Origin of the sequence: Streptomyces brasiliensis (genome assembly GCF_014647875.1) — a bacterium.
Lineage (GTDB): Bacteria > Actinomycetota > Actinomycetes > Streptomycetales > Streptomycetaceae > Streptomyces > Streptomyces brasiliensis.
The window spans coordinates 17,569-36,798 of sequence record NZ_BMQA01000007.1 but is presented as its reverse complement, the minus strand read 5'-3'; the positions used below and the strand labels follow the sequence as shown (position 1 = coordinate 36,798).

The window sequence follows — 19,230 nt, the reverse complement described above, 5'->3', positions numbered from 1 at the left end:
AGCCGGCCAACGTCGCCCCGGTGCCGGCGGTTCGCGGCCGGGGGCGGCACCAACGCCCCGAAGGAACGGAACGGCTTTCGCGCGAACCGGTCACCTCGCACCTCGGGAAGGCGGCGGGTTGGCGAGCTGTGACCACTGCCGATAGTGGCCGACGACGGCACCGATCCGGCGTCGTCCGCCTACAGGCCGGGCGCCCGGAAGCCGTTCAGGTACCAGAACGCCGCCGAGTACCAGGCCAGGGCGATCACCGTGACGAGCGCGCCACCGGCGAGCGGGAGCGCGCAGCCCGGCCACCGGCGGTGGCGCACCACGACGACCTTGGCGACGAAGGCCCCGAAGAAAACAGCCGGCGAGCGAGTGCAGCGCCTCGCGGGGCCCGGTCAGGCTGACGCCGTAGGCGATGATGCACTGCTGGGCGGTCGGGACGGAGAACAGGAAAGCGAACATACCGATCAGGCGGTGCGTGGTGCCCACCGAGTGCGGCGCGGCGCGCAGGCCGGACAGCCGGCCGTACATCCACAGCGCGAGAAGCAACTGGATCAGAGCCAGTCCCCCAACAGGGCGCTGCCCGGCTGGGCCTTGAGCAGGGGCACGGCGTGGCCGTGCACAGAAGCTGCGCCGGTACTCCGGGGTGTGTACCCGGCCGTACCAGATGAGGCCGCCGGTCACCGCCAGGGGCAACAGCAGCCCCAGAAGCTGCCGGGATTCGGTGCGCGGGGCGAGGCATGCATGTGATCAGCCGCCCACGCCGTCGGCCTTGTCGCCCCGAGGAGCGCCGGCCCGGGTGGACGCAGAGCGCGGCGGGCCGGTGATCAGGAAGCCGGCGAGCGAGGTCACGGCGCCGACGGCCTCGGCGATCGCGCTGGCGGTCTTCTTCGGCCACCAGGCCGGCTCGTACATGTTCGGCAGCGGACCGAGAGCGCCCACGTTCACGTACCGATAGAGCAGCACGGCGCCCAGGGCGGAGACGGACACCAGGAAGGCGAACGCCCACACCGGCCGCCGGCGACCGAGGAGCAGGACCAGCAGCGCGGCCAGGGACGCCACGGCGGCTTCGAGGCGGAACAGCGTTCCCTGGCTGATCTGCTGCCCGACCCGATCGAAGGCGTGGGCGAGGTCGGCGTGCACGTAGGCGTTCACGGTCAGTGCGGCCGCGGTCACCACTTGGAGCAGCACGCGCACGACCGTGCGCCGGCTGATGGCGGTGCGGTGCGGGCGGCCGCCGGGTCCGGGAGCCATCGCTACTGCCCGGTCGCGGTCGCGGCGGCGCTGCTGGGGGCCGGTGACGCCGGGCCGTTCCCGCCGACCTGGAGGTGGGTGTCCATGCCGAGTTCCCGGTGTTTGTCGATGGGGCACCACAGTTCGTAGCTGCCGGCCTGGAGGGTGACGGTGAGCCGCGCCTGGCCGCCGGGCGGGACGGTCGAGGTGTGCGCATCGGACACGCCGGGCCCCGCGACGGCCAGTGCGTGTGCCACGGCGCCGGCGTTGTCCACGACGAACGTGACGGTCCCCGCGGCCGCGTGGGCCGGCGAGAGGGTCAGTGAATACTCCTTCATCGTGACGGTGATCGTCGTGGCCGGCTTCGCGCTCGCGCTCGGACTCCCGGTCGGGGCCGGGGTCGAACCGCTGGAGCACGCAGTGGCGGCGGTCAGCGCGATGAGCGCCAGGAACTTCACTCCGTCGCGGGCGGGGCGCGGAGATCCGAAGCAGCGCACGGCCATGTTTGGCGGGCCTCCCTTCCGCGACAAGACTGGCCCACGTTCCCGGCCGCGCCAACGCCGACACTCTCCGCGGGCTGGCCATCACCCGATCGGGCCGCCGCGGCCACCATCAGCAGTGAAAGGGCCGCAGCCCGAACCGCGGCCGGTGACCGACTGCCCCACACAGGCGAAAGTCGAATCCGAAGCGGCCCGGTGATGTGAAGCTGTTGTCGTACCGATCTTGTTGGGCGCCAGTTCGAGTGCGGTGACTCGGTTGCGTGATCTTCGGCTGGCCCGGTGGCCCCGTGGCTCACCGCTCGATCGGGCACGCGGCGGGCACGCGCTGGTGCCGATTTCGTGACGTCCCCAGCGTCCGGCCGCACCCTGATCGAAGTCTTCGGTCGGCTCGGCTGTTGACGGTCGTACCCTAGGGCCACCCACGGTGAGAGCCGGGAGCCGTTCACCTGGCTCCCGGCTCCCACTCAGGCTCGTGGCCCGTCGCCCCGACTCGGGCTACGCGAGCTGGATGCCCGGCTTCTTGGGGTCGATGAAGAAGTTCTGGGCGTCCCAGACCGGCGCGTTCGGCCGGGTGACGAACCGGACGTCCCGCTGAGTGCTGTACACACCGCTCGGCGTGAACGTCGAGCGGATGTAGCCGCGGTAGCCGTCGACGTACTTCACCCACGGGAACTTCATCCAGCCGTCCTTCGTCGCCTGGCTGCCCGGCCCGTCGCCCGTCGAGGTGATGGACGTGACGATGAACTGCTCGCCGACGATCGGGCTGGAAGCGTCCGGAATCGCGAGCAGCGCGTCCGAGGCGATGGTCCAGTGCAGGTCGCCGGCGAGGATGACCGGGGCGACGCTCCGGTCGTAGTAGGCCTTGTAGATGCGGTTACGGGTGGGGCTGTTCGCATTCACGCCACCGAGCTGCTGGCCGACAGCCGCGACGTTCCACGTCGTGTCGTAGGCGTTGATGCCGTCGATCAGCCACGCCTCCTGCTCGTCGCCGAGCTTGGAGACCAGCGGGTCGTTGTCGCCGATCCGGTATTCGCGGCTGTCGAGCAGGTCGAACTGGACCAGGCTGCCGACCGCGAACCGGCGGTAGATGCGCTCGTCCGCCCCGACGGGCGGGTCGACCCGGGTGGGGGTGTTCTCCCACCAGGCCTTGTACCCGGCGGTCCGGCGGGCGAGTTGGGCCGGACCGTGGTCGACTCCGCCGGCGTAGTCGTTGCTCACCTCGTGGTCGTCCCAGACGATCGCCCACGGATAGGCGGCGTGCGCGGCCTGCAGGTCCGGGTCCGTCTTGTAGAGCGAGTAGCGCAGACGGTACTCGTCGACCGAATGGCACGCGGCCCGGATCGCGTCCGGCACGTCGGCGCCGTCGCGCACCGGGCCGCTGATCGCACCCTCGTAGATGTAGTCACCCAGGTGGAGCGCCAGGTCGATGCTGTCCTCGGCCATGTACCGCAGAGCGGTGAAGTAGCCCACCGCCCAGTTCTGGCAGGAAAGGTGAGTGACCGTGAAGGACGCGACGGACGCACCCGGTGCGGGCAGAGTCCGTGTACGGCCGACCGGGCTGAGTTCGGAGCCGCAGCGGAAGCGGTAGAAGTACCAGCGGTCCGGTCGCAGGCCACGCACATCGACGTGTACGGCGTGGTTGTTCTCGGGCCGGGCGAAGATCTCGCCCTCGCGCACGATCTCGGTGAAGGCCTCGTCGTCGGCCACCTGCCAGTGCACGGGCACCGGCCGGTCGGGCATCCCGGAGCCGATCACCAGCGGCTCGGGCGCGATACGCGTCCAGAGGATGACCGAATCGGGCAGCGGATCGCCGGAGGCGACACCGAGAGAGAACGGGTATGAGCTGAAGTGACCGATGCCGGGACTGGTGCCCGTCGTCGCGGCCAGGGCGGGGGTGGCGGTGGCTGCCCCGACGGCCGTCGCGGCAGCGGCGGCACCCGACATGATCAGGAAGTTGCGGCGGCTGGATCCCTGTCTGGCAGGGCGTTCGGATCTGTCGTTCGACAAGGCCGGAATCCTCGCATCCGTAAGGGAAGGAATGAGTACGTCCGGATCCGGAGAGTCATGAAGCCGCGCGACAGCCTGATGTCAGGCCTCGGGCGAAAGGTGTAAGGCCCAATGAACAGGCGGCTGACAGGCGAGGAGGGTTCCGGTCTGCTTCACCCGCCGGCCGTATGCGATGAAGGTGGTCCGATCACGGGCTCAGTGGTGGTGGGTCGCAGGCCGAAGCCCACCGGCTCCGCATGACGAGCCGTGAGAAAAGCCCTCCACCCGGGTAGTTGGTCGAGGGCAGCCGGCATGCCCGGCCGGCCGGCGCGGCCGTCCTGACCGCTAGGCCCAGGCCGGGGTCCAGGTCCCCGCGTCGGAGTGGTCGAGCCGCCCGGAGCCGAGGTGGTCGCCGAGGGCGGCCAGTGCCGGGTGCGGGTTCTCGCGGTGCCAGATCAGCGAATGCGGGTAGACCGGTGTCGGACGGCCCACGGCGATCCGGCGCAGGCTCTGGTCGGCCGGCCAGACCAGGCGTGTCCGCTCGCCGACGAAGGTCGCCAGCGAGCTGGAGCCGGCGATGGTGTCCAGCAGGGGCTCCGTGCCGAAGTCGGGGCCCGTGATCTCGATGGTGAGTCCGAACGCGGCGGCGAGGGCGTCGTAGTAGGCGGCCCACTCGGTGCCGGGGACGAGGCCGGGCATCCAGATCCGGTGCCCGGCCAGCTCGGCGGGCGTGACCGTGTGCGCGGCGGCGAGCGGGTGGGCCGGGCCGATGAGCAGTTGAACGGGTTCGTCGTAGACCCGGACGGCCCGGATGTCGTCGGGGAGCTGCCGGCCGGGCATGGTGACGGCCCGGAAGGACGCGTCGATCGTGCCGGACCGGAGGGCGTCGACGGCCGCGTCGACGTCGAAGAGGGTGACGACGTCGAGTTCGACCTCGGGGTGCGCACGACGGAAGTCGCCCAGCAGGGTGGCCGGGGCGAGCCGCCGGCCGATCACGTCGACGCGCAGAGCCCGGCGGCCCGGACGGACGGAGGCGACGGCCCGCTCCTCGGCCCGCAGGAGATCGCGGGCGTGGGGCAGGAACGCCTGTCCGTCGACCGTGAGCCTCACCCCGCGCGCGGTGCGGGTGAACAGCCGTACGCCGAGGCGCTTCTCCAGCGTGGCGACGCGCTTGGAGACGGCCTGCTGGGTGACCGACAGTTCGGCGGCGGCGTCCTGGAACCGCCCCGCCTCGGCGGCGGCCACGAAGGTGCGCACTGCCTCGAGATCCACGCCCTCCACCGTAGGCGCACAACGGGCGGTTGTGCCTTCCCGTCCGGCCGGTTGTTTGATCGCGTCGTCCGCCACCCGCTTGGATGCCCGTGGGCGGCGTGCGGTTGTCCGGGTCGGCTGGAGGTGGTGCGTGTGGGTGTGGCGGGCTGGCGGAGCCTGGGGCGGCGGTTCGAGTGGCTGTGGGCGGCGTACGCCGTCAGCTCGTACGGCACCTGGCTTGGGTTCGGCGCGTTTCCCCTGATCGCGATCCTCGTGCTGCACTCCGGGCCGACCCAGGTGGCGGCGCTGTCCGCCGCGGGGCGGGCGGTGGGAACCTTGCTCGCGGTGCCGCTGGGCCCATGGGTGGAGTTCCGCCGCAAGCGGCCGGTCATGATGGCGATGGACCTGTCCCGCTTCGCGGCGCTGCTGAGCGTCCCCGTCGCCTTCGCGCTCGGATGGCTGAGCTTCGTCCAACTCCTCGTCGTCTCCGTCGTGGTCGCCGCGGCCGACATCACGTTCAGGGCGGCCAGTGGTGCGTATCTGAAGGCGCTCGTGGCGCCCGGGGACCTGCTCGTCGCGAACAGCCGGTTCGAGTCCACGACATGGACCGCCACCGTCGTCGGACCACCGCTCGGCGGGGCCGCGATCGGGCTGTTCGGCCCGGTGACGACCGTGGTGGCCGACGCGGTCAGCTATCTGCTCTCGGCGCTGGGCATCCGCGCGATCGGCGGGACGGAACCGCGCCCCGAGCGGACCGGTGGACGGCGACTGCGCGCGGCGGATCTGCTCGAGGGATGGCGCCACATCCTCACCCACCCCACGCTGCGTCCGCTGTTCTTCAACGCGATCGTGGTCAACGGCCTGATCATGGCCTCCGAGCCGCTGCTCGCCGTACTCCTGCTGGGCCGTCTCGGCTTCGCACCCTGGCAGTACGGTCTCGTGTTCGCGCTTCCCTGTGTCGGCGGCCTCGTCGGCTCACGCCTGGCGCGCCGGTTCGTGACCCGGTTCGGGCAGCGCCGGGTGCTCCTCACGACCGGGTTGCTGCGCGCGTGCTGGCCCGTCGGACTGGCGTTCGTCCAGCCCGGTCTCCCCGGGATGGTCCTCATCATCGCCGTCCAGTTCGGCCTGGTGTTCTTCTGCGGCGTCTACAACCCGGTACTGGCCACGTACCGCCTCGACCACACCGCCCCCGACCGCGTCGCCCGCACCCTGTCCGCGTGGTCGGTCGGCACCAGCGCGGGCATCGCCGCCCTGACTGCCGTATGGGGCCTGCTCGCCGCCGTCACCGGCCCGCGCACGGCCATCGCGATCGCCGGAGTTCTCCTCCTGGCCACACCGCTGCTGCTCCCGCGAGGCGAGCACGCGCGCGAGGACACCAGGGAACGGGCCACGAGCCTCTCCTGATCCGGCCGCAGGCCCGACGCTCACCCGACCCGACCGCAGATCTGGAGCTCGTGGTCCTGTGCCAGTTCCTCCCAGGCCACCCCCCGAAGCCCTGCGTCCGCGTCGCAGCCGGACGGCACCTGTGGGGCGTTCTGGAACCAGACGATCGTGAGGGCGGAGCGGTACAGGACCGGATCGTGGCCGGGGGCGAGGGCCGTGGAGCGGAACGTGCCGACGCACGCCACCGGTGGGATGACCTCCACGGGGCCGAAGGCGCCCGCGTACTGGTCGGGGTGCTCGCGCGACGGCGGGACCAGGTGGACGGGCGTGGCGGGGAAGGCGCGTTCGGCGGTGCGGAGCAGGCCCTTGATCCGCAGGTCGTTGACGGGTTTGCGCGGGTAGCCCTCCAGCATCCCGCCGTACGTCGACGACAGATGCAGGTCCGCGAGGTCGACGGAGCGGCCGGAGGTCAGGACGACTCGGGTCAGGGGCATGGCGCTCACCCTAGGGACACGCGGGTGGGTGGTCTCGCGGGTTTCTACGGCCTGTGCCCGGTCATCCGCGCCGCCGAGGCGATCGTCGCGCGGGCCTCGCGTTCGGTCAGGCCGGTGTTGAGGGCCGCGTCGATGAGAGGAGCGACGAGGGCGGGACCGATGCCGTTCTCGTAGGCGCGGCAGGCCGCCCAGAACAGGCGGGTGTTGCGCTGGCCCTCGTGGGCGGCGAGGACGAACTGGACCAGGCCCTGGCCGTGGTCGCCTGCCGAGGGGTGCGTCGCGGGATGGGTGGGTCGCGGCGCCGGCAGGAGCAGACGCAGCAGCGCGGGCGGGCAGGGCGCGGGGGGCAGCCGGGCGGTCCCGGGCGCGGTGCCGTAGACGCCGTGTTCGGTACGGGAGCCGGGGCCGACGAGGTAGCCGCCGGCGCCGCGGATGTCGATACCGGGGGCCAGCCGGCCGGCCGAGTTGGGGACGGCGACGTCGGACGGGCCGGTCAGCCACAGGTGGCGACCGCCGCTCGGGGTGAGGACGACGACGGTCTCGGGGATCGTGAACAGGTGCCGAAGCGCCAGTTCGCGCAGCGCGGCCGAGGAGTCCGTGCCGGACTTGGTGTCGAGGTCGATGCCGATGAGGTGGTGCGGGGGCAGTCCGCACGCGATGCCGTACCCCGTCGCCCACGGCGCGGCGGCGAACAGCTCGCGGATGCGCACCGGGTCGGTCGAGGCGTCGTACACGCCGTGTCCGAAGCGGCCGCACTCGCCGTGGCAGGGGCCGGGGTCGGGTTGGCCCCGGTGAGGGGAGCGCAGGGCCGGGAGTTTCGTCCGGGACAGGGGGATGACGGCCAGTCCGCGTTCGGCGGCTGACAGGGCGTGCGCGAGGGCCAGCGTCGTGGCCTGCCGGTCGGTGGTGGCCATGCCTCTATGTTCGTACGTACGTTCGAAAAAGGGAAGAGGTGTCGGCGGTGACGCGCCGGGGCGCACGGATTGGCCGGAATGTGCGCCGTAACGGTTCCTCGCTTGCGCCGCTTGGGAGGGAGGCATCCGTGTTGTATACAACTGGGCGCTGAGATCACCAAAGGTGGCGATAAGGGTTTATCGACTTGTCATCACGCTTGCGTGCGAATCATGCCTTCCGAGGTGGTTCGCCGGAGATTCGGTGGGCAACTCTGGATTCGCGACGTCGTGCACCACCGTCCGGGAGGTCGGCCAACTTACCCGGCAGCAGCCGTAGTTCACGTACTTCCGGCCACCGGGCCGATGAGTACTTTGTTCTGGAGGAACAACATGGCAAGCATCCGTACCGCCCGCGTTCTCGCCGCCGTCTCCGCACTCCCGCTCGCAGCCGCCCTGTTCACCGGCGTCGCGGCCGCGGACAACGGCGCCATCGCGGACGACGGATCGAACGCCGGCGTGGCGAGCATCGTCGGCAGTGGAGTCGGCCACGACAACAACGGCAACTCGTCCACCACGCAGCAGAACGCGGTCGGCTCCGGCGCCTCGAACCAGAGCAACACCGCACAGGTCAACCGCTCCGCCTTCACCGCCGTCCAGCAGGGCAACGAGAACGTCGTCATCCACTTCACCCGCCTGTGGTGAGCCACGCCCGACCGCTCGAGTGGGGTGTGTTCCAAGGGTCGTAACGCGTCTGCGCGGCGGTGCCCCGGTGCCGCCGCGCAGACATTTTCGCGTGCGTGACCCCGGCCTTGACAGGCAGCAGTTTCTGACGGACAGTCAGAAATCGCATCCGTACGACCCGGGAAGCGGAGCGTACGTGCCTGGTACGAGGTCGGGAGGCCCCCGCCGTGCACCTCAACTCCGTGCGTACTTCCGCGCCCTGATGCCGGACGGCCCACCCGGCGACCCGCGCGAGCAGCGGGCGTTGCTGCGTCGCATCGGCGTCGACGGTCTGCTCGGGCTCGGCTGGACCGTCGAGTACGGCGGGCAAGGGCGGGGCGCGGACGAGCAGTTCGTGTTCTTCGGCGAGGCGTACCGGGCGGGCGCTCCCGTCTCCATGGTCACGCTCGACACGGTCGGCCCCATGCTGATGAGGCACGGCAGCGAACGGCAGAAGGCCCGCTTCCTGCCCCGGATCCTCAGTGGCGACCTGGCCTTCGCGATCGGCTGCAGCGAGCCGTCCGCCGGGACCGACCTGGCGTCACTGCGGACCCGGGCCGTGCGCGACGGGGACGGCCGGCGCATCGACGGGCAGGAGATCTTCACCTCGGGCGCCCAGCACACCGACTGGATCTGCCTGGCCTGCCGCACCGACCCCGACGCGCCCCGGCACCGCGGCATCTCGATCCTCCTCGTCCCCACCGACGCCCCCGGCTTTTCCTGGACGCCGATCGAGACGGTCGGCGGCCGGACGGCGGACAGGCCCTCGTGGTCACGTCGGTGGAGCGGGCCCGCGATCTGCCGCACCCCCCGGCGGTGATCGCGGCGGCCGCCCAGGGAGCGGGCCGGGCCCAGGAGCAGATGACCAGCTTCTACCGGGACGACCTGACGGGCCTGCCGGAGATGGGGGTGGTGGCCCGGCAGTTGTGGCGCACGGCGGGGCTGGGCCCGGCGGACATCGGCGTGGGGATCCTGTACGACCACTTCACCCCGTTCGTGCTGATGCAGCTGGAGGAGTTCGGGTTCTGCGGAAAGGGGGAGGCGGCGGACTTCGTGGCCGAGGAGCGGCTGCCGCTGAACACGCACGGAGGCCAGCTCGGGGAGGCGTACCTCCACGGGATGAACGGCATCGCCGAGGGGGTGCGCCAGGTGCGGGGTACGGCGGTGAACCAGATACCGGGGGTGGGCCAGGTCCTGGTGACGGCCGGGACGGGGGTGCCGACGTCGGGGCTCGTGCTCGCGGCCGAGGGCTGAGTCCTCGGGGTCCTCAGGGGTCGTCAGGGTTCATCCCGGAGTAGGAGCCGCCCCGTACTCCACCTTCAGGAGGTGTAGTCAACCCCACCCCTACAACCTGAGGGGGACTCCTCTTCGGGACCTGGGGCCGATCCGCCCGTGCGGGGGTCGCTCATAGCGTGGAGCCATGACCACACCCGTCTGCACCAGCGCCTCGGTGGCCGCCGCACCAGCAGGACAGACCCTCCCCCGCCCTCGGCTGTGCCCGACCGGGGGGACGCCCACGTATCCGTCGTTCTCGTCGTACGTGCGGGCCCGCCAGCCGGTGCTGCTGCGTACGGCCCGCTCGCTGACCGCGAACCCCAGCGACGCGGAGGACCTGCTGCAGACCGCGCTCACCAAGACGTATGTGGCGTGGGAACGGATCGAGGACCACCGGGCGCTCGACGGCTATGTGCGCCGGGCGCTGCTGAACACGCGGACGTCGCAGTGGCGCAAGCGCAAGGTCGACGAGTTCGTGTGCGACGAGCTGCCCGAGCCGGACCCCGCGCCCGCCGAGGACGACGCGGCGGAGCGGCAGGCGCTGCACGACGCGATGTGGCGGGCGATCTCGAAGCTGCCGGCGCGGCAGCGGGCCATGGTCGTGCTGAGGTACTACGAGGACCTGAGCGAGGCCCAGACGGCCGAGGTGCTCGGGGTCTCGGTGGGCACGGTGAAGTCGGCGGTGTCGCGCGCGCTCGGCAAGCTGCGTGAGGATCCCGAGCTGGTGCTTGTTCGATAGCGGGCGCCTGTGGGGGCAATTGGGGCCGTACGAGCGGTGATCGATCACCGCGCCCTAGTGACATACCGCGCGGTATGTGCGCAGAATCGGCGCAACCCGTACCACCGCGTAGCCAATGTCACCCCGGGAGGACGCCGTGCTGAGCACCATGCAGGACGTACCGCTGACCGTCACCCGCATTCTCGAGCACGGAGTGCTGGTGCACGGACGGTCCCAGATCACCACCTGGACCGGGGAGGGCGAGCCGCGGCGGCGCAGCTTCGCCGAGGCGGGTGTCCGCGCGGCCCAGCTGGCACACGCCCTGCGTGACGACCTCGGGGTCCGCGCCGACGACCGGGTCGCGACGCTGATGTGGAACAACGCCGAGCACGTCGAGGCGTACTTCGCGATCCCCGCCATGGGCGCGGTGCTGCACACGCTCAATCTCCGCCTCCCGGCCGAGCAGTTGGTCTGGATCGTCAACCACGCGGCCGACCGTGTGATCATCGTCAACGGCTCGCTGATCCCGCTGATCGCCCCGCTGCTGCCCCGGCTGACCACGGTCGAGCACATCGTCGTCTCCGGCCCCGGAGACCGCGCCCCGCTGGCCGGCGGGCAGGCGCGGGTGCACGAGTGCGAGGAACTGCTCGCGGACAAGCCGACGACGTTCGACTGGCCCGAGATCGACGAACGCCAGGCCGCCGCCATGTGCTACACCTCCGGGACCACGGGTGACCCCAAGGGCGTGGTGTACAGCCACCGTTCGATCTATCTGCACTCCATGCAGGTCAACATGACCCAGTCCATGGGCCTGACCGACCGGGACACCTCGCTGGTCGTGGTGCCGCAGTTCCACGTCAACGCCTGGGGCCTGCCGCACGCCACCTTCATGACCGGCGTCAACATGCTGATGCCGGACCGGTTCCTGCAGCCCGCGCCGCTCGCCGAGATGATCGAGACCGAGCGCCCGACCCACGCAGCCGCCGTCCCCACCATCTGGCAGGGCCTGCTCGGCGAGCTGCACGCCAAGCCCCGCGACGTCTCCTCACTCACCCAGGTCACCATCGGCGGCTCCGCCTGCCCGCCCTCGCTCATGGAGGCGTTCGACCAGCTCGGCATGCGGGTCTGTCACGCCTGGGGCATGACCGAGACCTCCCCCCTCGGCACGGTGGCCCGGCCGCCGGCCCACGCGGTCGGTACGGAGGAGGAGTTCGCGTACCGGCTCACCCAGGGCCGCTTCCCGGCCGGCGTCGAGGCGCGCCTCACCGGCCCCGGCGGTGAACGCCTCCCCCGGGACGGCACGTCGGCGGGTGAGCTGGAGGTGCGCGGCCCGTGGATCGCGGGCGCCTACTACAACGGCCCCGACGCCGAGCCGCTGCGCCCCGCCGACAAGTTCAGCGAGGACGGCTGGCTGAAGACCGGCGACGTCGGCACCATCTCCCCCGAGGGCTTCCTCACCCTCACCGACCGCGCCAAGGACGTCATCAAGTCCGGCGGTGAGTGGATCTCCTCGGTCGACCTGGAGAACGCGCTGATGTCCCACCCGGACGTCGCCGAGGCCGCCGTGGTCGCCGTCCCCGACGACAGGTGGGGCGAGCGCCCGCTGGCCACGGTCGTCCTCAAGGACGGCGCCACCACCGACTTCGAGACCCTGCGCGTCTTCCTCGCCGAGGAGCGCAGGATCGCCAAGTGGCAGCTCCCGGAGCGCTGGACGGTGATCGCGTCGGTGCCGAAGACGAGCGTGGGCAAGTTCGACAAGAAGGTGCTGCGCAGGCAGTACGCGGACGGACAGCTGGACGTCACGCACCTCTGAGCGCCGACACGGACATGGACCCGCGCCGCCGTTGCCGTGAAGGCGGCGGTGCGGGCGGCTAGTTCGTGCCGATCCGGGCCAGCAGGTCGACGATGCGGCTCTGCACCTCGGGGCTGGTGGACCGCTCCGCGAGGAACAGCACCGTTTCTCCCGAGGCCAGCCGCGGCAGGTCGGCCTGGCCGACGGCGGCGGTGTAGACGACGAGCGGCGTGCGGTTGAGCTGCCCGTTCGCGCGCAGCCAGTCGATGATCCCGGCCTGCCGCCGGTGCACCTGCATCAGGTCCGTCACCACGAGGTTCGGCCGCAGCTGCCCGGCCAGCGTCACCGCGTCCGTGTCGCTCGCGGCACGCGCCACCTGCATCCCGCGCCGCTCCAGCGTCGCGGTCAGCGCCAGCGCGATCTCCGCGTGCTCCTCGATGAGCAGCACGCGCGGCGGATGCTGCTCGCTGTCGCGCGGGGCGAGCGCCTTCAGCAGTACGGCGGGATCGGCGCCGTACGCCGCCTCGCGCGTCGCCTGTCCGAGTCCCGCCGTGACCAGTACCGGCACCTCCGCGGCCACGGCGGCCTGCCGCAGCGACTGCAGCGCCGTACGGGTGATCGGCCCGGTCAGCGGGTCCACGAACAGCGCGGCAGGGAACGCGGCGATCTGCGCGTCGACCTCCTCGCGCGAGTGCACGATCACAGGACGGTAGCCGCGGTCGCTGAGCGCCTGCTGGGTCGTCACGTCCGGCGCGGGCCACACCAGCAGCCGGCGCGGGTTGTCCAGCGGCTCCGGCGGCAGCTCGTCGTCCATCGGCTGGGGGCGCGGCGGGTCGGCGATCTCGACGGCGCCGCCCGGACCGTCCAGCGGTTCGGGTCCCTCGGCGGCGTTCTCGTCGGGGGCGCCGATGGCGTACGAACGTCCGGCCACCTCGCCCGCCGGGGCGGATGCCGGCCGGGACTGCCCGCCGAGCGACGGCTGTCCGGCCGACGGCTCGGCCGCCGGATGCGGACGCGCCCCCGGCTCGGTGCGCTGCTCCGGGGCACCGGCGGGGTCGGGCCGGGTGCCCAGCTTGCGACGCCGGCCGCCGCCGTTCGGCTGGTGCGGGGGCGGCGTGGCCGTCGGCTGCTGCACCTGCGCGGCCTGCCTGCTGAACGGCACGCCCTGCCCCAGCGTCCGCACACTGATCGCCCGCCCCTGGGTCGAGTTCGGGTCGACCGGCGCGGCGGCCTCGGCGGGGAGCGGCTGAGCGGTACGCGCTCCGGCCCGCTGCGGGGGAAGGAGAGTACCGGAGGCGGGGGTCTTGGTGGCGGCACCCGCACCGGAGGTGTCGTCGGTGCCGGCCCACTGCTGCGGGACGGGGATGCCGGGAGGCGGGGTCTGCTGGGCGGCGGCTACGCCTGTGGCCGGAGTGGCGGTGGATACGCCCGCGCCCGGGGCCGGCTGCGCACCGGGGACCGGCACGGGCTGCGCCGAGGCGGCCTCGGCGGGAAGCGGCTGGGCGGCCACGGGCTGAGCCGGGGTCTGTGACGGCGGAGCCTGCGGTGCGGGCTGCGCGGGTACGGGCTGTCCGGAGGCCACCGGTACGGCCGGAACCGGCCGGCCGGGAGCCGCCTGCGCCGGTACGGCCTGACCGGGAGCCACCTGCAGGCCCTGCCCGACGGTGCCCTGCGCCGGGACGGCTGCCCCGCTCGGCAACGCGTGCGGCGCCGGGGCGACCTGGGGCACGCCACCGGGCGGAACGACACCGCCGGGCGGCACCACGCCACCGGCCGCGGGCACCGCACCGGTCGGAGCCACGGCGCCCGTCTGAGCCACCGCACCGGCCGGACCGCTGACCCCCTGCCCGGAGGCCCCCTGCGGAACCCCCTGCACAGGCGTGCCCGCACCCGGAGTCTCCTCCCCCGGCCGGGCCACGACGGCGCGTCGGCGGCGGCCCGTCGGGGCGTTGGTGGGATGCGGCTGGGGCGGGGTGTGGTCGTCGGCCTGGTCGTGGGGAACGGCATCGTGCCGGCCGTCGCCGCCCGGGGCGCCCTGTGCCGCGACCGGCAGCTGGGCCGGCACCGGCACCGGCGCGGCCGCGGCGGTCGGCTCGGGCGTGCGGTCCGCGTCGGCGGGCGGCAGCGCGAAGACCGTACGGGCAGCCGACTCCTGCACCGCGGCACGCTCCGCCGCGGCGGCCAGCGCACGGCGCCGCCGCCCGGTGGGCTGCGCGCCCTCGGCCGATGCGGCCTCCGCTTCCGGCGTCGCCGGCGTCGACTGCGCCGCGGGCAGCGCGGCCGGCAGGGCCTGAGGCTCACCGCCGTCGCGCCGGGCCCGCCGTCCGCCCGACGCGGGAACGCCCTGCGGCGGTACGGACCCGAGCCCCGAACCCGAGGCCGCGGCCCCCGCGGCATGCTCGGCGGCGGTCACGACGGCGCCTTCGGCAACGCCCTGATCACCGCCCCCGGTACCGGTACCGGCGTCCTCGGCCGGTCGCCCGCGCCGCCGTCCCGTGCCACTGGAGGCGGCCTCCACGCCCTCGGCCGGTGTCTCCGTCGCCGGCTCGGCCGCGCGCCTCCGCCGCCGCCCGGTAGGCGTCGTCGCCGTCTCGGAGCCGCCGCCCGCGCCCGTGACCTCGCTCTCCAGGAAGGCGTCCACGGAGGACCGCCGGGCCCGCCGCCGTCCACCGGAGGTCTGCGTGCCCGCATCGACCGAAGCCGTCTCAACGACGGCCGGGGCCTGCGGCTGAACCGGAACGGCCCCCGCGCCACCCCCGATCGGCACTTCGAGGACGAACGCGCTGCCGCTCATCCCGGGCACCTCGTGCGTCTGGAGCACACCGCCGTGCGCCCGTACGATCCCGCGCACGATCGGCTCGTGCACCGGATCTCCCCCGGGATACGGCCCGCGCACCTCGATCCGTACGACCTCACCGCGCTGCGCCGCGGCCACGACCACGGTGTTGTCCAGGTAACCGCCCGCCGACACGGGCGTGTTGCCGGTGGCGTCGACCCCGGCGACGTCCGCGACGAGATGCGCGAGCGCGATCGCGAGGCGCTGCGGGTCGACCTCGGCCTCGATGGGCGGCGCGTGCACGGCGAACTGGACGCGGCCGGGCCCGATGAGCTCCACCGCCCCCTCCACACCGGCGGCGACGACGGCGTCGAGCATCACCTTCGTCCGGGCGACGTCGTCCGTACCGGCGTCGAGCCGCTGGTAGCCGAGGACGTTGTCGATGAGCTGAGTGATGCGCGAGTAGCCGGCGGAGAGGTGGTGGAGCACCTGGTTGGCCTCGGGCCACAGCTGCCCCGCGTCGTCGGCGGCGAGCGCGGCCAGCTCGCGGCGCAGCTCGTCCAGCGGTCCGCGCAGGGAGCGGCTGAGCAAGGTGAGGAGCTGCTCGTGCCGCCCGGCCAGGGCCTCGTACCGGTCCTTCTCCCGCTCGCCGAGCGCGGCGTACCGCTCCTCGGCCGCCGCGATCTCCTCCGCGTGCGCCTCGCGCAGCTCCTCGAGCTCGGACACATGCCGTTGGCGCAGGGCGGTGAGGTCGGAGGCGTGCTCCTCGGAGAGCCGCTCCAGCTCCTCGGTGTGCTTCTTCTCGGTGGCGGCCTTCTCCTCGGCGAGCGTGTCGTACGGCCGCCGGTCGGCGAAGGTCATCACGGCGCCGACGAGCTGGTCGCCGTCGCGCACGGGGGCGGTCGTCAGATCGACCGGCACCTTCTTGTCGCCCTTGGACCACAGCACCTGCCCGCGCACCCGGTGCTTGCGGCCGGAGCGCAGGGTGTCGGCGAGCGGCGACTCGGCGTACGGGAAGGGGGAGCCGTCGCCGCGGGAGTGCAGGACGAGGTCGTGCAGCTTCTTGCCGCCGAGTTCGCCGGCGCGGTAGCCCAGAATCTGGGCGGCTGCCGGGTTGACGAGGACGATCCGTCCCTCGGTGTCCGTCCCCACGACACCCTCGGAGGCGGCCCTCAGGATCATCTCGGTCTGCCGCTGCGAGCGCGCCAGCTCGGCCTCGGTGTCCACGGTCCCGGTCAGATCCCGCACGACGAGCATCAGCAGCTCGTCACCGCTGTAGCCGTAACCGTCGTACGCCTGCTGCCCGTTCTCCAGGTTGGCGCTCGTGACCTCGACCGGGAACTCGCTGCCGTCGGTCCGCCGCGCGATCATCCGCGTCGGCTTGGTCCGCCCCTGCGCGTCCATGTGGTCGGGGCGGCGCATGGAGCCCGGGATGAGCTTGGAGTCGAACTCGGGCAGCAGATCGAGCAGCCCCCGCCCGACCAGAGCCGTACCCGGGGTCTCGAACGCCTCCAGCGCGATCGTGTTGGCGTTGACGACGGTCCCGTTGGCGTTGACCAGCACCAGCGCGTCGGGAAGCGCGTCGAGTATGGCTGCGAGGCGAGCAGCGCCTCGGGATGGCCTGCTGCTCACGAGACGCTTCCTCCCTGTTACCGCACTTCTCCCACCGCTCGGGCCATCTTGCCAACCGACGTGCGGCGTGTCACGCGAGGGAGTCTAAGGGCAGAGGTTGGGCTCGGGACGCCGGATGAGAGGGAGGTCGCACGACGAAGTGAAGGGGAACGTGTGACCGCGTGCCCCGGCTTCGCCACTCCTCCGTGAGGCTTCGCGGGACTTTCACGGCAACGGGGGCGCGCACACGAATCCTCCGCGAACCGGAACGACGGACTGCCGACCCGGATTGCTCGTCGGGAGCGGGCCCGGCACGGACCCGCGACGGACCCGGTGTCGCGCCCCTCGACGGCTCAGGCCGGTCACAGCACTAGCGGCCGAGGCCGGACTGATGGCTCAGGTCGGGCAGAAGCGGCACCATCCGGTTCCACCGCGCGATCTCGCATCCGTCGCCGCGGTCGTACGTCGCGTCGACCGGGCGTCCGGCCCATGACCCGGTGACACGGGTGATGGCCGGACCGCCGTACTGGAGGGTGCAGGCGCTGCCCTCCGGCACCGGCGCGAAGGGCTCGCGCCCCCAGCGCGTGTTCTGGTCCACGACCGAACACGCGCCGGCCACGTCCGGGTGACTGCCGGAGCCCGGATGGCAGGACAGCGCGTACGTCCCGTCGCGTCCGGCGCCGGCGTGCCGGACGGTGACGGTCAGATGGTCCCCGGTCCCGGGGGAGCCCCAGGGGGCAGGCGTGACGGGGGTGACGGCGGAGGCGGGTGCGGTGGTGACTGCGGCGGCCAGGGCGGCGGCGGCCGTGACGGAGGCGGCGGCCGCGGCGGCTCGCGAGATGATCGGCGACATGACCTGACCAACGCGTCACACCCGCGGACGTTGCGCGACGCGCCCCACCGGAGAAGAGAACGGCTTTGCTCTGCGGCCCGACTGCCTAGTACCGTGGGAGCCGATTGGTGACAGCACGCTCGACTGTGTCATCATCTGCACGCACCACTCGCGCGCTCGCGTGAGGGGTTGTGCTGGAGGCGTCGCCTAGTCCGGTCTATGGCGCCGCACTGCTAATGCGGTTTGGGCCTTAAAGCCCATCGAGGGTTCAAATCCCTCCGCCTCCGCACCTGATCACTGAAGCCCCGGTCCACAATGACCGGGGCTTCAGTGCTTCAGACGTGTTTCCGCAGGTCACAAGGGGTGGGGGGAATGGATTTCACATGGCGGCGGCAGTCATGTAATGTTCTTCCTGTCGCCGAGAGCGGGCCGGAAGGGCCGAAAGCGGGGACAGAAACCAAAAACAAGCACTCGTAGCTTAACGGATAGAGCATCTGACTACGGATCAGAAGGTTGCAGGTTCGAATCCTGCCGAGTGCACACATGTCAAAGGCCCCTTGGGATCATCCCGAGGGGCCTTTGACATCAACCGGTGACATCAACGCGCTTGGAAGCGGCGCTCAGTCGTTGCTGTCTGGCTCCTCTGCGTCCTCCGAGTCTTCGTCGAGATTGTCGAGCCTCAGAGCGTCGTCCATCTGATCGCGGCGGCCCGCAGCGTCGTCCCCATCACATGCGCGTAGGTGTCCAGCGTCATCGTGATCGTGCTGTGCCCCAGTGTCTCCATGATCGTGCGAGCGTCGACGCCCTGAGCGAGCAAGAGCGAGGCGCAGGTGTGCCGGAGGGCGTGCACCCGCACACGGCGGACGTTCGCGTCCCGGCACAGGATCGTCAGCATCCGGTTCAGGCTGCGGGGGTCAGTGACGCGGCCGGACACTGTGGTGAAGATGAGCCCGTCCGGCTGACCCGGCGTCGGCCGCCACTTCTCGCCCGCGACCTTTCGCTCTCGCTCCTGCTGTTCGCGATGGAGGGTGAGCGCCCGTACGCAGGCCTTCGGCAGGGACACCGTACGGATGGACCGCTTCGTCTTGGGAGTGCCGAACAGCAGCTCACGCCGGATGCGCTGCACGTTCCGGCGGACACGGAGCTGGCCGTTTGCGAGATCGATGTCAGACCAGGTGAGTGCAAGAGCCTCGCCACGGCGCAGGCCGGTGGACACGAGCAGCAGCCACAGGGCGTAGAGGCGATGGGAGGGGGCGGTCTTGAGCACTAGGCGGACTTCCCCGGCGTCCAACGGACGTACCTCCTTGGGGTCGACGGTGGGCGTTTCCACGATCCGGGCGACATTCCGCGCGATCAGTTCCTCGCGCATCGCTTGCTGCAGGGCGGATCGCAGGACGGCGTGGATGTACTGGACGGTGCGGGCCGATGGGCGACGCTCGCAGCAACGGCCCACGGCGCAGCACGAGCGCTTCTCCTTCGGCCGCTCCTTGTCGGCGCCACGCAGGCAGCACAGGCAGGAGACCTTGAACTCCGTCAGGAAGCGGCGTACGCCCGCCGGAGAGAGGCGGTTCAGTCTCTTCTTGCCGAGTGCCGGCCGGATGTACAGCCGGGTCAACCCCTCGTAGCTGTTCAGCGTTGCTGGCTTGAGCCGTTCCGGTGCCACGGCGGCGAGCCAGTAGGTGAGGTAGTCGCCGAACGGCATCGTGGACTCCGCGGCCGGGATGCCGTTCCGTGTCTTCTCCTGCAACTCCGTGAGCTTGTCGGCGCTCTGACCAGGCCTG

General features: G+C 71.9%; 13 protein-coding genes, 2 tRNA genes and 3 pseudogenes. 8 read left to right on the top strand and 10 right to left on the bottom strand.

Annotated elements, in window-relative coordinates:
- Positions 1 to 179: 179 nt before the first annotated feature.
- The 5 genes and pseudogenes from IEZ19_RS12985 to IEZ19_RS12965 all read right to left on the bottom strand — a co-directional run bounded on the left by IEZ19_RS12985 (position 180) and on the right by IEZ19_RS12965 (position 4,976).
- Positions 180 to 669: pseudogene (locus IEZ19_RS12985) on the bottom strand (DUF6529 family protein).
- A gap of 66 nt (positions 670 to 735) precedes the next feature.
- On the bottom strand, positions 736 to 1,239 hold the full coding sequence (locus IEZ19_RS12980) for a hypothetical protein (RefSeq protein WP_189311304.1): 504 nt from the start codon (positions 1,237 to 1,239) through the stop codon (positions 736 to 738).
- Between the two features lie 2 nt (positions 1,240 to 1,241).
- Positions 1,242 to 1,721, bottom strand: a complete 480-nt coding sequence (locus IEZ19_RS12975) for a cupredoxin domain-containing protein (RefSeq protein ID WP_189311303.1) — start codon at positions 1,719 to 1,721, stop codon at positions 1,242 to 1,244.
- A 492-nt stretch (positions 1,722 to 2,213) separates the two neighbouring features.
- Positions 2,214 to 3,725: an alkaline phosphatase D family protein gene (locus IEZ19_RS12970; protein ID WP_189311302.1), complete on the bottom strand. Its 1,512-nt coding sequence runs from the start codon at positions 3,723 to 3,725 to the stop codon at positions 2,214 to 2,216.
- 324 nt (positions 3,726 to 4,049) lie between these two features.
- Positions 4,050 to 4,976 carry a LysR family transcriptional regulator gene (locus IEZ19_RS12965; RefSeq protein WP_189311301.1) on the bottom strand — a complete coding sequence of 309 codons (927 nt, stop codon included), beginning with the start codon at positions 4,974 to 4,976 and terminating at the stop codon, positions 4,050 to 4,052.
- A 138-nt stretch (positions 4,977 to 5,114) separates the two neighbouring features.
- Here IEZ19_RS12965 and IEZ19_RS12960 point away from each other — a divergent pair, with 138 nt between their 5' ends.
- Entirely contained in the window at positions 5,115 to 6,359 is a 1,245-nt protein-coding gene (locus IEZ19_RS12960; protein ID WP_189311551.1) for an MFS transporter, read from the top strand.
- A 20-nt stretch (positions 6,360 to 6,379) separates the two neighbouring features.
- On the opposite strand, the gene IEZ19_RS12955 is transcribed toward IEZ19_RS12960, so the two are convergent.
- Entirely contained in the window at positions 6,380 to 6,832 is a 453-nt protein-coding gene (locus tag IEZ19_RS12955) for a hypothetical protein (RefSeq protein ID WP_189311300.1), read from the bottom strand.
- A gap of 44 nt (positions 6,833 to 6,876) precedes the next feature.
- The gene (locus tag IEZ19_RS12950; protein WP_189311299.1) at positions 6,877 to 7,746 is read right to left on the bottom strand and encodes a bifunctional DNA primase/polymerase; all 870 of its coding nucleotides are present in this window, start codon (positions 7,744 to 7,746) and stop codon (positions 6,877 to 6,879) included.
- A 369-nt stretch (positions 7,747 to 8,115) separates the two neighbouring features.
- Here IEZ19_RS12950 and IEZ19_RS12945 point away from each other — a divergent pair, with 369 nt between their 5' ends.
- The 5 genes and pseudogenes from IEZ19_RS12945 to IEZ19_RS12925 all read left to right on the top strand — a co-directional run bounded on the left by IEZ19_RS12945 (position 8,116) and on the right by IEZ19_RS12925 (position 12,251).
- On the top strand, positions 8,116 to 8,427 hold the full coding sequence (locus IEZ19_RS12945; RefSeq protein ID WP_189311298.1) for a hypothetical protein: 312 nt from the start codon (positions 8,116 to 8,118) through the stop codon (positions 8,425 to 8,427).
- A gap of 175 nt (positions 8,428 to 8,602) precedes the next feature.
- Positions 8,603 to 9,199: pseudogene (locus IEZ19_RS12940) on the top strand (acyl-CoA dehydrogenase family protein); the annotation flags it as partial.
- A pseudogene (locus tag IEZ19_RS12935) lies at positions 9,196 to 9,699 on the top strand (thiolase C-terminal domain-containing protein); the annotation flags it as partial. The pseudogenes IEZ19_RS12940 and IEZ19_RS12935, both read left to right, overlap by 4 nt.
- Positions 9,700 to 9,865: 166 nt before the next feature.
- A complete protein-coding gene (locus tag IEZ19_RS12930; protein ID WP_189311297.1) occupies positions 9,866 to 10,459 on the top strand; it encodes a SigE family RNA polymerase sigma factor in 594 nt (197 codons plus the stop codon).
- Between the two features lie 136 nt (positions 10,460 to 10,595).
- On the top strand, positions 10,596 to 12,251 hold the full coding sequence (locus tag IEZ19_RS12925) for a long-chain fatty acid--CoA ligase (protein ID WP_373296966.1): 1,656 nt from the start codon (positions 10,596 to 10,598) through the stop codon (positions 12,249 to 12,251).
- A gap of 58 nt (positions 12,252 to 12,309) precedes the next feature.
- On the opposite strand, the gene IEZ19_RS12920 is transcribed toward IEZ19_RS12925, so the two are convergent.
- Positions 12,310 to 16,638, bottom strand: coding sequence for a PAS domain-containing protein (locus IEZ19_RS12920; RefSeq protein WP_189311295.1), 4,329 nt, complete (start codon positions 16,636 to 16,638; stop codon positions 12,310 to 12,312).
- A 349-nt stretch (positions 16,639 to 16,987) separates the two neighbouring features.
- Positions 16,988 to 17,470 carry an SSI family serine proteinase inhibitor gene (locus IEZ19_RS12915; RefSeq protein ID WP_189311294.1) on the bottom strand — a complete coding sequence of 161 codons (483 nt, stop codon included), beginning with the start codon at positions 17,468 to 17,470 and terminating at the stop codon, positions 16,988 to 16,990.
- 175 nt (positions 17,471 to 17,645) lie between these two features.
- Between IEZ19_RS12915 and IEZ19_RS12910 the strand changes: the two genes are divergently transcribed.
- Together IEZ19_RS12910 and IEZ19_RS12905 are read left to right on the top strand one after the other, a co-directional pair.
- Positions 17,646 to 17,736, top strand: a tRNA-Ser gene (locus IEZ19_RS12910).
- A gap of 180 nt (positions 17,737 to 17,916) precedes the next feature.
- Positions 17,917 to 17,989 (top strand) — tRNA-Arg (locus IEZ19_RS12905).
- A 139-nt stretch (positions 17,990 to 18,128) separates the two neighbouring features.
- On the opposite strand, the gene IEZ19_RS12900 is transcribed toward IEZ19_RS12905, so the two are convergent.
- On the bottom strand, positions 18,129 to 19,196 hold the full coding sequence (locus IEZ19_RS12900; RefSeq protein ID WP_229840268.1) for a tyrosine-type recombinase/integrase: 1,068 nt from the start codon (positions 19,194 to 19,196) through the stop codon (positions 18,129 to 18,131).
- Between the last annotated feature and the right edge of the window lie 34 nt (positions 19,197 to 19,230).